The sequence below is a fragment of the Actinomycetospora sp. genome (assembly GCF_036497585.1).
Classification (GTDB): Bacteria; Actinomycetota; Actinomycetes; order Mycobacteriales; family Pseudonocardiaceae; genus Actinomycetospora.
Genome location: NZ_DASXJD010000091.1, coordinates 22,033 through 35,507, shown reverse-complemented (window position 1 = coordinate 35,507; position 13,475 = coordinate 22,033). Strand labels below are relative to the sequence as shown.

Below are 13,475 nucleotides of genomic sequence, written 5' to 3'. Positions count from 1 at the left end.
CGACGTCGGGCCGGCGGATGAGCGCGAGGGTCCGCTCGAGGCGGCGCTCGGCCTCGGCCTCACCGAGGACCGCCTCGCCGAGCAGGTTGAGGTTCAGCCGCCTGCCCCGCGCCCGGGCCGCGGCGAGGTGACGGCCGAGCGCCCGGTCCGAGGCGTCGACGACGAGGTGCCCGACGAGCGCGCGCAGCCGCCGCCGGGCCAGCGGGACGACGAGGCGGGGCGCGGTCGGCGCGAGCACCGCGCCGGTGCGCAGCATCGTGCGGTCGACGAGGTTCGCGAACCCGGGCAGCGTCGCGCCCCGGCCGGCGAGGCGCGCGAGCTCGCGCGCGGCGACGCCGTCGTCGTCGGGACGCGCGACCCGGTCGACGAACCGCAGCGCGAACTCGACGCCGTCGGGGTCGTGCACCAGGGAGGCCAGGCGGCGGGTGGCGGTGTCGTGCCCGCCCGCACTGGCCCTGCTCCACCGCTCGGCACGGGCGACGGCCCGCTCCACCATCGGCTCGTCGATCCGTCCGGTCGGCGCGATCACCTGCTCGCTCATGGGGTCCATCGTCGTCCTGTCCGGGGCCGTCGCTCTTGTACGATTCCCGCTCCCTCGGGGCGGGAGGACGACCATGGAGGTGCCCGCCTCCGCGCTGCTGGCGCTCTTCGCGGAGCTGACCGGGGTGATGTTCTGCGCCAAGGACGCGGACGGGCGCTACGTCGAGGTCAACGACGCGTTCGTGCGCAGGACCAACCAGCGGACCCGCTCCGAGGTGATCGGCCGCCGGGCCGGCGAGCTGTTCGTGGCGGCCCTGGCCGAGCGCTACGAGGAGCAGGACGCCCGGGTCCTCGCCGACGGGCGCCCGCTGCGCCACGAGCTCGAGCTCATCCGCCGCGAGGGCGGCACCCCGGGCTGGTACCTCACGACGAAGATCCCGGTGCCGGGCGCCGACTGGACCACGGCCGGCGTCGTCAGCGTGTCGGAGGACCTGCGCTCGGCCGACGTGGCCGACCCGGCGATCCCGGCACTCACCCGGGTCGTGGAGCTGGTGGAGTCCCGGCTCGACGACCCACCGCGGGTGGAGGACATGGCCGAGGCCGCCGGGCTCTCGGTGTCGGCGCTCGAGCGGCGGATGCGGGCGGTGTTCGGGCTCGCGCCCACCCAGTTCGTGCTGCGCGCCCGCATCGACCGGGCCCGGGTGCTGCTCACGGGCACCGACCGGCCGCTGGCCGAGATCGCGCTGGCCTGCGGGTTCTACGACCAGCCGGCCTTCACCCGGCAGTTCACCCGGCTGGCCGGGGAGACGCCGGGTGGGTTCCGCCGCCGGGCCCGGTCGGGGTGACACCTCGTCCGAGCCGATCCTCCGGAGCGAGCGGGCCGATCGGGCGCGTAGGAGCATTGAGAGCGCCGTTCGCTCCGGCAGGTGAGGTCCGTTCCGCGACCCGCCGGGCCGTCCCGCCCCACGACGTCGGACCGGGTTGAGACGATGGGGCGGTGACGGTGACCGCGGCGCCCAGCCAGACCCCGGAGCAGGGGCTGGACCCCGAGCAGCGGGCCGCCGTGCTCGCCCCGCGCGGCCCGGTCTGCGTGCTCGCCGGCGCGGGCACGGGCAAGACCCGCACGATCACCCGCCGCATCGCCCACCTGGTGCGCGCCGAGCAGGTCCGGGCCGGGCAGGTCCTCGCGGTCACGTTCACCGCGCGCGCCGCGGGGGAGATGCGCACCCGGCTGCGCGACCTCGGCGTCGGGGGCGTGCAGGCGCGGACCTTCCACGCGGCGGCCCTGCGCCAGCTGCGCTACTTCTGGCCGCGCTCGGTCGGCGGCGAGGTGTGGCCGGTGCTCGACAACAAGATGCGCTTCGTCGGCCAGGCCGCCCAGCGCGCCGACGCTCCGACCACGCGGGAGTCGCTGCGCGACCTCGCGAGCGAGATCGAGTGGGCCAAGGCGTGCCTCGTCGCGCCCGACGCCTACGCCGCCGCCGCGACGAAGGCCCAGCGCGACACCCCGGCGCCGGTCGAGCAGGTGGCCAGGGTCTACGACTCCTACGAGCAGCTCAAGAACCGCGCCGAGCAGCTCGACTTCGACGACCTGCTGATCCACACCGCCGGTGCGCTCGAGGGATCGATCGAGGTGGCCGACGAGTTCCGCGAGCGCTACCGCTGCTTCGTCGTCGACGAGTTCCAGGACGTCACGCCGCTGCAGCACCGGCTGCTCTCGGCGTGGCTGGGTGGCCGGGACGACCTCACCGTGGTCGGTGACGCCAACCAGACGATCTACTCGTTCGCCGGCGCCAGCCCGTCCTACCTGCTGGAGTTCCCGCGCCGCTTCCCGGAGGCCGCCGTCGTGCGGCTGGTGCGCGACTACCGCTCGACCCCGCAGGTCGTCGCGGCCGCCAACACGGTCATCGGGGCGGCCCGGGGCCGGGCGGCCGGGTCCCGGCTGCGCCTCGAGGGGCAGCGGCCGCCCGGGCCCGCGCCCGACTTCGCCGAGCACGACGACGAGCCCGCCGAGGCCGCCGCGGTCGCCGAGCAGATCCGTGACCTCGTCGACGACGGCGTGCCGGCCGCCGAGATCGCGGTGCTCTACCGCGTCAACGCCCAGTCCGAGGTCTACGAGCAGGCGCTGGCCGACGCCGGGATCGCCTACCAGGTGCGCGGCGGCGAGCGGTTCTTCCAACGCACCGAGGTCCGCAACGCGATCGCCGCGCTGCGCACGACGGCGGCTCGGGTCGAGGGGGGGCCCGACGGCGTGGTCGGGCAGGACGTCGTCACGGCGGTGCGCGCGGTGCTCGGGGAACAGGGCCTCACCGAGACGCCCCCGCCCGGCGGCGCCGCCGACGGCGCGCAGCGTCAGCGCTGGGAGTCGCTGCGCGCGCTCGCCGAGCTGGCCGCCGACCTCGTCGAGAGCGTCCCGGAGACGACCCTCGGCGGGTTCCTCGCCGAGCTGAACGCCCGCGCGCAGGCCCAGCACCCGCCGACGGTGCAGGGCGTCACGCTGGCCTCGCTGCACGCCGCCAAGGGGCTGGAGTGGGACGCGGTGTTCCTCGTCGGGCTCATCGACGGCACGCTGCCGATCCAGCACGCCGATGGCGACGACGACGCCGTCGAGGAGGAGCGGCGGCTCTTCTACGTCGGGGTCACCCGGGCGCGGGTGCACCTGCGGCTGTCCTGGGCGCTCTCGCGCTCGGCGGGGGGTCGTCGTTCCCGGCGCCGGAGCCGCTTCCTCTACGGGCTGGTGCCCGAGGACCACCCGGCGGCGCGCAAGGCCGGCACCGGGGTCGACGGCGGGCCGAAGGCGAAGGTCGCGAAGGCGGGCTGCCGGGTGTGCGGGAAGGTGCTCTCCGACCCGGGAGCCCAGAAGATCGGCCGCTGCACCGAGCACCCGTCCGACGTGGACGTCGACCTGCTCGACGCGCTGCGGGCGTGGCGGTCGAACGAGGCCAAGCAGCGCTCCGTCCCCGCCTACGTCGTGTTCACCGACGCGACCCTCGTCGCGCTCGCCGAACAGCGCCCGACCGACGCGAAGGGGCTCGTCACGATCCCCGGCATCGGGGCGTCGAAGCTGGAGCGCTACGGCGATGAGGTGCTGACGATGGTGCGCGAGCACGCGGGGTAGCGCGCACCGTTCGTGGCCGTCCGGGCACCGGCCGCCGTCGTCGGGAAGAACTTCTACGGATCTCGCGGAAATTCCGTTGCGGCCCTCGCGAGGGGGCCCCTAAGTTCGAGCGCACCGGCGCGGACGTGCCGGGTCGATTCGCTGTGACAGGGGGTGTGCCGATCATGAAGCTGCTGCTCACGGGCACACCCGTCTCCCCGTCACGGGTGACCGCTGTGCCCGCGGCCTCCGGCATATCGCCGCTGGCCACCGCGCGCTGCTCGACGTCGTTCCTGCCGTCCCAGGAGGTCCCGTACGCGGGGCTCGCCCGGACGCGCGCCTTCGCGGCCGTCCCGGTCGCGGCGAGCGCCTGGGGAGAGATCTCCCCGCAGGGCGTCCCGAGCGGGATGTCGCAGCGCAAGCGCCAGCACGACGATCTCGACCCTCAGCGTCCGCGTCCCAGCGGCGGGTGTGGCTGACACACTCCCGATCGCCAGGCCGCGGACCCCCCGGGTTCGCGGCCTTTCTCGTCTGTCGAGGGCGAGGACTGCTCCGCGGCCACGGGTGATCCCCGAACACCCGCCGTAGGAGGTCCGAGCATGTATTCCGTCCCTTCTGCCCCCGAAATACTCGGGTCGGTCTCGCTGCCCTGCCGGGAGGAGACCGACGACCTCTGGTTCTCCGACAGCCCCGCCGAGCTCGAGCAGGCGAAGGTGCTGTGCGGGTCCTGCCCGATTCGCCGCATGTGCCTGACCGGTGCCCTGGAACGGCGGGAGTTCGCCGGGGTCTGGGGTGGCGAGATCCTCGACCGTGGAGCCGTGATCGCGCGGAAGCGGCCCCGGGGCCGGCCCAGCAAGGCCGACCTCGCCCGTGACGCCGAGATCGCCGCCGCCCGGCAGGCAGCCGGCGTGGCGTGACCGCCGGGGGCTCGTCGTCGAACTGAGCGAAGGGCACCTTCGGTCGATCTAGTCGACCGAAGGTGCCCTTCACTCGAAACCGGCGGCCCGCGAGGAATCCGGCGAAGGGTTCCCCTGGCCGATCTACTCGACCGAAGGTGCCCTTCGCTCGAAGACAGACCCGGCTCAGTTGTCGAAGCCCGGCTGCCAGTCCCGGAAGATCTGCCGCATCGGGACCTCGGCGTCGAGCTGGCAGAGCACCGCCACCGAGGCGAGCGTGACCCGGTGGATGAGCAGGTACTGCGGCGGGAGGTTCAGCCCGCGCCCGGTCTCGAACTCCGGCCGCCGCAGGTCGCCCAGCCGCTCGGCCTGGCCCCGGATCCACTCCCGGGTGAAGTGGAACTTCTCCACCCGCAACGGGTCGACGAGCGGGCTGAGGTAGGCGGCCGCCTCGTCGGGGGACATGTCGGTGCCGGGCAGCACGAAGCTGAGCCGGCGCAGCAGCTCGAGCAGCTCGTCCGAACGGTCGTCGACCGCGAGCGCGAGCATGTGGCCGAGCTCGAGCGGCAGGCCGTCGGGCAGCCGGGCGACCGCACCGAAGTCGATCACGCACAGCCGCCCGTCGGGCAGGATCTGGAAGTTCCCGGGGTGCGGGTCGGCGTGCAGCAGCCCGACCCGAGCGGGCGCGGAGAAGTGGAAGGTCGAGAGCAGCTTCCCGACGCGGTCGCGCTCCTCGGGCTCGCCCGTCCGGATGATCTGGGAGAGCGGCGTGCCCTCGATCCACTCCGAGACCATCGCCTTCGGCGCCGAGGCAACCACGCGGGGCACCACGACGTGCTCGTCGCCCTCGAACGCGGCCGCGAACGTCCGCTGGGCGTCGGCCTCGTCGCGGTAGTCGAGCTCCTCGGCCATGCGGTCGCGCAGCTCCTGGAGCAGCGGCTTGATCTCCATACCCGGCACCATCGGCTGGATGAGACGGGCGAAGCGCTGCAGCTGGCGCAGGTCGGCCATCACAGCCTCCTCCGCGCCCGGGTACTGGACCTTGACCGCGACCTCGCGCCCGTCGCCCCACACCGCGCGGTGGACCTGGCCGATGCTCGCGGAGGCCGCCGGGGTGTCGTCGAACTCACGGAAGCGCTCGCGCCAGCCGCGGCCGAACTGCTCGGCGAGCACCCGGTGGGTGCGCCCGGCCGGCATCGGCGGCGCCGCGGTCTGCAGCCGGGTCAGGGCCTCCCGGTAGGGCTCGGCCAGCTCGTCCGGGACGGCGGCCTCGAAGACCGACAGCGCCTGTCCGAACTTCATCGCACCGCCCTTGAGCTCGCCGAGCACGGCGAAGAGCTGCTCGGCGCCCCGACGGGCGACGTCGGCGGAGATTTCGCCGGCGTCGCCGCCCGCGAGGCGCCTGCCCCATCCGGCCGCCGTACGCGACGCGAATCCCAGGGGGAGCGACGCCAGGCGCGCGGAGCGCTGGACCGATCGGCGCGGGATGTCATCGGACGACACGTGGTCGATTGTCCCCTGCCGCTCCCGCGTCGGCTCGCTCAGGGCGCACCCCCTCCGGGCGGCGCGCGCAGCCGCATCCCGGGTGCGCCGGGCGGGCGAGCGGGGTGAGGGTGCCGCCGGCGAGGTCGAGCTCCAGCGCGCGGTCGACGAGCGTCGGGGTCCCGGCGAGGTGCGCCAGGACGTGCTCGACGGCGAGCGCGGCGACCGCGGTGGCCGTCGTCGCCCCCACCCCGGTGGGCCTGCCCGCGAGTTGCGCCGCGAGCCGGGGCCACGCCGGGTCCTCCGCGGCGCGACGACGCTGCGCGCAGCGCAGGCAGGACCCCCGGCCGGGGAGGACGAGCGGCCCGACGGTGCCGGTCCCGCCGTGCGCGGTGACCGCGAGGTGCGGCTGGTGACGGGCCAGCAGGCGGGCGGCGAGCACCGGGTCGGTCGCCTCGGGGCCGACGAGGACGGCGAGGTCGGGACGCCGCCGCGTGGGCTCGGAGACGACGACGGCGGGTGCGGCCCGGGCGACCGCCTCCGCGACCGCGACCACCGCGGGGCGCCCGACGTCGCCGTCGCGCAGCCCGGTCCCGACGTCGCCGAGTGCCACCGTGCCGAGCGCGCGCACCGCGACCCGGCCCACCCCGGCGCCCGCCAGCGCCACGGCGACCGCCGTCCCGACCCGCCCGGCGCCGTGCACGCGCACGTAGGCGGGGGCCGGCCCGGGACGCGGCGCGGCGACCAGCCCGGCCCCGGCGAGCGCGGCGACCACGGACGCGACCTCGGCGGGCGCGCCGCCGCGCGCGAGCGCCCCGGCGACGGCGAGGGCGGGCGGCACCGACCGGTCCAGGTCGCGGACCAGCGCGGCGAGCGGCGGGCTCAGGTCGGCGAGGGTGAGCGCCGTCGCGGGGTCGGCCCCGAACTGCGCGGTGGCGGCGTCGCGCCACAGCAGCACCGGGCGGTCGTCGGGATGGCGGGCCATCAGGGAGCGACTCACGGGGGTTGGACGCGCGCGGGGGCCTGTCGGCTCCCTCGCCTACCGTGCGGGACGTGGCCGAGTCGGAATCCGGGCGACCCGAGGTCGTCGTGCGCCGCAGCGCCCGCCGGCGCCGCACCGTCGACGCCCGCCGCGAGGGGAACACGGTGATCGTCTCGGTGCCGGCGTCGATGAGCCGGGCGCAGGAGGAGCACTGGGTCGCCGAGATGCTGCGCCGGCTCGAGCGCTCGGAGCAGCGTCGTCGTCCGGGACGCGGAGCCGGCGACGACGACCTCGCGGCCCGCGCCGACCGCCTTGCTCGCGAGCACCTCGACGCGGCGGGCCCCGACGGTCGCTGGCCCCGCCCGGTGTCGGTGCGCTGGACCCGTCCGATGCGGACCCGGTGGGCCTCCTGCACCCCGGTCGACGGCACGATCCGCGTCAGCGAGCGGCTGCGCGACGTGCCCGGGTGGGTGCTCGACCACGTGCTGGTCCACGAGCTCGCGCACCTGCGCGAGGCCGGTCACGGCCCGGCGTTCCGGGCGCTCGAGGCACGCTACCCGCGCAGCGAGCGCGCCATCGGCTACCTCGAGGGCCTCTCCGCGGGGGCCGGGCTCGAGATCGGCGGCGAGGCGGACGAGGACTGAGGCCGGGTCAGGCCTTCGGGTCCCCGCCGTCGTCCGTCGAGCCGTCGCCCGTCGACCCGTCCGTACCGCCGTCCGCGCCACCGTCGGTGCCGCTGTCGGGGGCCGGGCCCCCGGACTCCCGCTCGGCGCGCATCTCCTGCTCCAGCCGGGCGATCGGGTCGTCGAGGTCGCTGAAGGACGTGTCGGCGTCCTCGGAGACGGCGGCCCGCCCGCGGACGAAGGCGGCCGGGTCGTCGAGGTCCTCGGCGGTCGGCAGCAGGTCCGGGTGGGCCCACACGGCGTCGCGGCCGTCGACGTCGCGGGCCTCCCCGAGAAGGCGCCACAGCTCGGCGGCGTCACGCAGCCGGCGGGGGCGCAGCTCCAGCCCCACGAGGGTCGCGAAGGTCTGCTCGGCGGGACCGCCCGACGCGCGGCGGCGGCGCATGCTCTCGCGCAGCGCGCTCGCGCCCGGTAGCCGATCCCCGACCGCCTGTGCGACGACGTGGTCGACCCAGCCCTCGACGAGCGCCAGCAGCGTCTCCAGCCGAGCCAGCGCGCCCTTCTGGGCCTCGGTGGTCTGCGGCTCGAAGAGCCCGGAGGACATGGCCTGCTCGATCGCCGCCGGGTTGGACGGGTCGAGGTCGCGGGCGAGCTCCTCGATCCGCGAGGTGTCGATGGTGATGCCGTGCGCGAACTCCTCGACGGTCGCGAGCAGCCGCTGGCGCAGCCACGGCACGTGCCCGAAGAGCCGGTGGTGGGCGGCCTCGCGGGCGGCGAGGAACACCAGCACCTCGCTCGAGGGACGGTCGAGGCCCTCGGTGAAGCGGGCGACCGCGCCGGGCAACAGGGCCGCGGTGCCCTCGGGCCCGAGAGGCAGGCCGATGTCGGAGGAGGTGAGGACCTCCCCCGCGAGCTGGCCGAGCGCCGAGCCCAGCTGCGAGCCGAACGCGAGCCCGCCGACCTGCGAGATCATCCCGAGCATCGGGCCCGCCATCTCGCGCGCCTCGCCCGGCAGCCCCTCCACCCAGGCGTTGGCGACGCGGCGCGCCACCGGGTCGCACAGCCGCTTCCAGGTGGGCAGGGTCGCGTCGACCCAGTCGTCGGGGGACCAGGCCGTCACGCTGGACACGCCCGAGGGCAGCGTCGTGGCGTCGTCGAGCCAGAGCTCGGCGAGCCGCACCGACTCCTCGATCGCGGTCTTCTCCTCCGCGCGGGGGGCGCCCTTCGCGGTGATCTGCTGGTGGGCCATCTGGGCGGCGAGCTGGTAGTTGACCGGACCGTCTCCGCCCGCCCCGGCCCCGCCGCTCGCGGAGAGCATCTGACCGAGCTGGGTGAGCATCTGGCCGAGCTGACCGAGGTCGAACCCGCCGGGACCGCCCGCACCGCCGCCGCCGAAGGCCGCGAAGGGGTTGCCGCCTGCGCCGCCGGGGTTGAAGCCGAAGCCGCCGGGACCCTCGGAGCCGCCCGGACCCTCGGACCCGGAGCCGCCCGGACCCTCGGACCCGGAGCCGCCGGAGCCAGACCCGGAAGACCCCTGGTGGCGCGGGTCGTCGGGGTCGGACGGGCCGAAACCGAAGGGCAGGTCACTCATGGCGCCCACGGTACGCGTGACACGCTGCGCCGACGCCCGTCCGGTGAGCCCTCAGGAGGTTCTCGGCAAGCCCTCAGCGAACGCGGATCCCGCCGACCGGACGCGGAGCCCACAGCGTCGATCACTACCCTCCCCGCCCGTGACCCGGTTGCGTGCGACGATCGCCCTCGGGCTCGTGCTCGCCGCGGTCCTGGGACTCGCCGGCGCGACGGTGCGGGTGCCGTTCGTGGCCCTCGGCGACGGGCCCACCTTCGACGTGTTGGGCGCCCAGTCGGGCAAGCCCATCATCGACGTGTCGGGCCCGGTGCCGACCTACCCGACGACGGGGCAGCTGCGGATGACCACCGTCGCGGTGACCAGCCAGGTGACGCTGTTCGGCGCGATCGCCATGTGGGTCACCGGCTCCCACGAGGTCGTGCCCCGCGAGCAGGTCTACCCGAGCGGGCAGTCCAGCCAGCAGGTCGACGCGGAGAACACCCGGCAGTTCTCCCAGTCCGAGGACGACGCCCAGACCGCGGCCCTGCGCTACCTCGGCTACCCGTCGGCGGTGAAGGTCGGCGACGTCACCACCCCCGGGCCCTCGGCCGGCCTGCTGAACCCGGGGGACCGCCTGCTCACCGTCGCCGGCCGGGCGGTGACGACGCCGCAGGACGTCGTCGACGCCGTCGGCGGCATCGCCCCGGGCACGCCCGTCGTCGTGCGCTTCCAGCGGGGCGACCGCACCAGCGACGTCACGGTCACCGCCGCGGCCCGGCCCGGCGACCCGGCGCGCGGCTACCTGGGGATCACGGCCGCCTCCCAGGTGGTCTCGCCAGCCACCATCAAGATCGGCCTCGGCGACGTCGGCGGGCCGTCCGCGGGGCTGGTCTTCGCGACGGCGATCGTGGACAAGCTGACGCCGGGCGACCTCACCGGCGGCAAGGAGGTCGCGGGGACCGGCACGATCGACGCCGACGGCCGGGTCGGCCCGATCGGGGGCATCCGCTTCAAGATGGACGCCGCTCGCGCCGACGGCGCCACGGCTTTCCTGGTGCCCGCGGGCAACTGTTCCGAGGCGGCGCGCACCGCCCCGTCGGGTCTGGTGCTGGCGCGCGTGTCCGACCTGCGCGAGGGTGTGTCGGCCGTGCAGGACCTGGCGGCCGGGCGGACGCCTCCGTCGTGCTGACCTGCTGACCGATGGCCGCGGCACCACGGAACCCGACACGAGGAACACGGGAGCACAGGGAACCCACACGGCGTTCGTAGAGTTCTCACACCGGGCCACCCCCGTCGCGCCCGCCACCCTCGACCTGCACGACCCGTCCCCGCTTGGAGCGTGACCGACAGTGGCCAACCGGCCCGCGACCGGGAACCCGCAGCTGTCCCGGCGAACGAAGACCCTGCTGGTTGTCGGCGCGGTCGTCCTCGTCGTGCTGATCGGCCTCGCCCGCCTCATCGACGTCTACGTCGACTGGGCGTGGTTCGGTGAGGTCGGCTTCCGCGGCGTCTTCTCGACGGTGCTGGTCACGCGGATCGTGCAGGCCGTCATCGCCGCGGTGTTCATGGGCGGGCTCATCGCGCTGAACCTGTACATCGCCTACCGCACGCGGCCGGTGTTCGTGCCCGTCGCCGGCCCGGAGGACCCGGTGGCGCGCTACCGCACCGTCGTCCTCGCCCACCTGCGGCTGTTCGCGATCGGCATCCCGCTGCTCGTCGCGATCATCGCCGCGCTCTCGGCGCAGGGGGACTGGCAGACCACCCAGCTCTTCCTGCACCAGACGCCGTTCGGTGTCACCGACCCGGTGTTCGGCCACGACATCAGCTTCTACGTCTTCGCGCTGCCGTTCTGGCGCTCGGTGCTCTCCTGGCTGTTCGTCGGCGTCGGGATCAGCTTCCTGGCCGCGCTCGTCGCCCACTACGTCTTCGGCGGGATCCGCCTGGCGGGACGCAACGGCTCGCTCGCCACCGCGGCGCGGGCCCACCTCGCCGTGCTCGCGGGGACGTTCGTGCTGCTCAAGGCAGTCGCGTACTTCTTCGACCGGTACGAGCTGCTCTTCTCCGACCGCAAGTCCTCGGCCGGCGGCGCCAACTTCTACGGCGCGAGCTACACCGACCTCAACGCCGCCATGCCGGCCAAGCTGATCCTGCTGCTGATCGCGGTCATCTGCGCGGCCGCGTTCTTCGCCGCGGTGTTCCTGCGCAACCTGCAGATCCCCGCGATCGCGCTCGCGCTGCTCGTCCTGTCCAGCGTGCTCATCGGGGCGGCGTGGCCGGCGGTGCTCGAGCAGTTCTCGGTGCGTCCCAACGCCAACCAGCGCGAGGCGGTCTCGATCGGCCGCAACATCCAGGCCACCCGCGACGCGTTCGGGATCACCCCGCAGACCGTCAGTGTCCAGCCCTACGCCGGGACCACCGACCAGAGCGCGGCGTCGGTCCAGCAGGCGATCAGCACCGACCAGGGCACGGTGCCGAACATCCGCCTCCTCGACCCGAACCGCCTCTCACGGACCTTCACCCAGCTCGAGCAGCGCCGGAACTTCTACGGGTTCGCGCCCACCCTCGACGTCGACCGCTACACGCTGAACGGCCAGACCCAGGACTACGTGGTCGCGTCCCGCGAGATCGACCCGGACAACCTGGTGGGCAACCAGCAGGACTGGATCAACCGCCACCTCGTCTACACCCACGGCAACGGCTTCATCGCGGCCCCGGCGAACACCGTCAACGCCGCGGTGGACACCAACGGCGGGCAGGGCGGCTACCCGCAGTTCCAGGTCTCCGACGTCGACACCCCCGGACCGTTCGGCCTGCAGCAGCCGCGCATCTACTACGGCGAGCTGGTCAACAACCCCGACGACTACGCGATCGTCGGGGCCGACCCGGGGACCCCGCCGCGGGAGTACGACACCGACACCAAGCAGTCCACCTACACCGGGCCCGGCGGCGTGCCGCTGTCCAACCCGCTCTCGCGCCTGGCGTTCTTCGCCTACTACGGCTTCGAGCGGAACATCCTGTTCAACTCCTCGATCGGCAACGACTCGCGGATCATGTACAACCGCGACCCGCTGACGCGAGTCCAGAAGGTCGCGCCGTGGCTCGAGCTCGACAACGACGTCTACCCGGCCGTCGTCGACGGTCAGATCAAGTACATCGTCGACGGCTACACGACGCTGCCGCGCTACCCCTACGCCCAGCAGGTCTCCCTGGGCGACGCCACCCGGGACTCGGCGAACAACGGCACGCTCGCCCCGCAGACCGCGGGCTACATGCGCAACTCGGTGAAGGCGACCGTCGACGCCTACACCGGCCAGGTCCAGCTCTACGAGAACGACCCGACCGACCCGGTGCTGCAGACCTGGGAGAAGGCGTTCCCGGGCACGGTGCAGCCGGCCTCCGCGATCCCGCCCGACCTGCGCGCGCACTTCCGCTACCCGGAGGGAATCTTCAAGGTCCAGCGGGACCTGCTGACGCGCTACCACGTGTCCGACCCGAACGAGTTCTACTCGACGGTCTCGTTCTGGGACATCCCGTCCGACCCGACGAGCGACGCCGCGGCCGCCGCGGGCGACCCGCAGCCGCCGTACTACCTGCTCGCCGACGATCCCCGGCGCGGCACCAGCACGTCGCCGCAGTTCCAGCTGACGACGGCGCTGGTGAGCCTGCGCCGCGAGTTCCTCTCGGCGTACCTGTCGGTGAGCTCGGATCCGGGGAGCTACGGACACATGACGCTGCTGCAGCTGCCGACGGACACCCAGACCCAGGGTCCGCAGCAGGTGCAGACGCAGTTCCTGTCCTCGCCGCAGGTCTCCACGGAGCTGAACCTGCTGCGCCAGCAGGGCACCCAGGTGCTCTACGGGAACCTGCTGACGCTGCCGATCGCGGGCGGGCTGCTCTACGTGGAGCCGGTCTACATCGAGCGGTCCAACCAGGAGTCGTCGTTCCCGCAGCTCTCCCGGGTGCTCGTGAGCTTCGGCGGGAAGATCGGCTACGCGCCGACGCTCGCCGAGGCCCTGACCCAGGTGTTCGGCTCGGCGGGGACGGCCAGGACGACGCCGGGCCAGGCCGCGGTCCCGCAGGCGCCGGTCCCGGCCGCGACCCCGCCGGCGCAGCAGGGGGCCGCGCAGGCCCCGGCGGCCGGTGCGGCGCCGGGTGCGGCGTCGCCCCAGGTGGCCGCCTCGATCAACTCGATGAACGATGCGCTGAACCGGCTGCGGACCGCGCAGCAGCAGGGCGACTTCGCGGGGATCGGCCAGGCCCAGCAGGACCTGGCGAACGCGATCAACCAGTACCGGGCGGCGACGGGGGGCCAGTGATCGTGGATCGCGCTGCGTCGCGTAGTCTTGGT

General features: G+C 74.4%; 10 protein-coding genes and 1 pseudogene. 7 read left to right on the top strand and 4 right to left on the bottom strand.

The genetic code is table 11. The features are described from left to right. Positions 1 to 541 (bottom strand): annotated as a pseudogene (locus tag VGH76_RS08320) (aldehyde dehydrogenase); the annotation flags it as partial. A 73-nt stretch (positions 542 to 614) separates the two neighbouring features. On the opposite strand from VGH76_RS08320, the gene VGH76_RS08315 reads away from it, so the two are divergent. The 4 genes from VGH76_RS08315 (at position 615) to VGH76_RS08300 (ending at position 4,494) form a co-directional block, all read left to right on the top strand. Further along, positions 615 to 1,325 carry an AraC family transcriptional regulator gene (locus VGH76_RS08315; RefSeq protein WP_331556165.1) on the top strand — a complete coding sequence of 237 codons (711 nt, stop codon included), beginning with the start codon at positions 615 to 617 and terminating at the stop codon, positions 1,323 to 1,325. Positions 1,326 to 1,477: 152 nt separating this feature from the next. Continuing rightward, the gene (locus VGH76_RS08310; RefSeq protein WP_414637693.1) at positions 1,478 to 3,598 is read left to right on the top strand and encodes an ATP-dependent DNA helicase UvrD2; all 2,121 of its coding nucleotides are present in this window, start codon (positions 1,478 to 1,480) and stop codon (positions 3,596 to 3,598) included. 164 nt (positions 3,599 to 3,762) lie between these two features. After that, positions 3,763 to 4,056: a hypothetical protein gene (locus VGH76_RS08305; protein ID WP_331556164.1), complete on the top strand. Its 294-nt coding sequence runs from the start codon at positions 3,763 to 3,765 to the stop codon at positions 4,054 to 4,056. A 120-nt stretch (positions 4,057 to 4,176) separates the two neighbouring features. Continuing rightward, the gene (locus VGH76_RS08300) at positions 4,177 to 4,494 is read left to right on the top strand and encodes a WhiB family transcriptional regulator (protein ID WP_331556163.1); all 318 of its coding nucleotides are present in this window, start codon (positions 4,177 to 4,179) and stop codon (positions 4,492 to 4,494) included. Positions 4,495 to 4,659: 165 nt separating this feature from the next. On the opposite strand, the gene VGH76_RS08295 is transcribed toward VGH76_RS08300, so the two are convergent. Continuing rightward, the gene (locus VGH76_RS08295; protein WP_331556162.1) at positions 4,660 to 5,976 is read right to left on the bottom strand and encodes an ABC1 kinase family protein; all 1,317 of its coding nucleotides are present in this window, start codon (positions 5,974 to 5,976) and stop codon (positions 4,660 to 4,662) included. Then, positions 5,963 to 6,955: a TOMM precursor leader peptide-binding protein gene (locus VGH76_RS08290; RefSeq protein WP_331556161.1), complete on the bottom strand. Its 993-nt coding sequence runs from the start codon at positions 6,953 to 6,955 to the stop codon at positions 5,963 to 5,965. The genes VGH76_RS08295 and VGH76_RS08290 overlap by 14 nt, the downstream gene beginning before the upstream one ends. 53 nt (positions 6,956 to 7,008) lie before the next feature. On the opposite strand from VGH76_RS08290, the gene VGH76_RS08285 reads away from it, so the two are divergent. Next, the gene (locus VGH76_RS08285) at positions 7,009 to 7,581 is read left to right on the top strand and encodes a M48 family metallopeptidase (RefSeq protein ID WP_331556160.1); all 573 of its coding nucleotides are present in this window, start codon (positions 7,009 to 7,011) and stop codon (positions 7,579 to 7,581) included. 7 nt (positions 7,582 to 7,588) lie between these two features. Here VGH76_RS08285 and VGH76_RS08280 read toward each other — a convergent pair whose 3' ends face one another. After that, a complete protein-coding gene (locus VGH76_RS08280; protein WP_331556159.1) occupies positions 7,589 to 9,151 on the bottom strand; it encodes a zinc-dependent metalloprotease in 1,563 nt (520 codons plus the stop codon). 139 nt (positions 9,152 to 9,290) lie between these two features. On the opposite strand from VGH76_RS08280, the gene VGH76_RS08275 reads away from it, so the two are divergent. Both VGH76_RS08275 and VGH76_RS08270 read left to right on the top strand, forming a co-directional pair. Then, positions 9,291 to 10,316: a YlbL family protein gene (locus VGH76_RS08275; protein ID WP_331556158.1), complete on the top strand. Its 1,026-nt coding sequence runs from the start codon at positions 9,291 to 9,293 to the stop codon at positions 10,314 to 10,316. 160 nt (positions 10,317 to 10,476) lie between these two features. Beyond that, positions 10,477 to 13,443: a UPF0182 family protein gene (locus VGH76_RS08270; protein ID WP_331556157.1), complete on the top strand. Its 2,967-nt coding sequence runs from the start codon at positions 10,477 to 10,479 to the stop codon at positions 13,441 to 13,443. Positions 13,444 to 13,475: the final 32 nt, after the last annotated feature.

What these genes read in the sequence shown, in the direction of transcription:
- VGH76_RS08305 (WP_331556164.1), top strand. Translation starts at nt 3,763, where the DNA reads ATGAAGCTGCTGCTCACGGGCACACCCGTCTCCCCGTCACGGGTGACC.
- VGH76_RS08315 (WP_331556165.1), top strand. Translation starts at nt 615, where the DNA reads ATGGAGGTGCCCGCCTCCGCGCTGCTGGCGCTCTTCGCGGAGCTGACC.
- VGH76_RS08300 (WP_331556163.1), top strand. Translation starts at nt 4,177, where the DNA reads ATGTATTCCGTCCCTTCTGCCCCCGAAATACTCGGGTCGGTCTCGCTG.
- VGH76_RS08280 (WP_331556159.1), bottom strand. Translation starts at nt 9,151, where the DNA reads ATGAGTGACCTGCCCTTCGGTTTCGGCCCGTCCGACCCCGACGACCCG.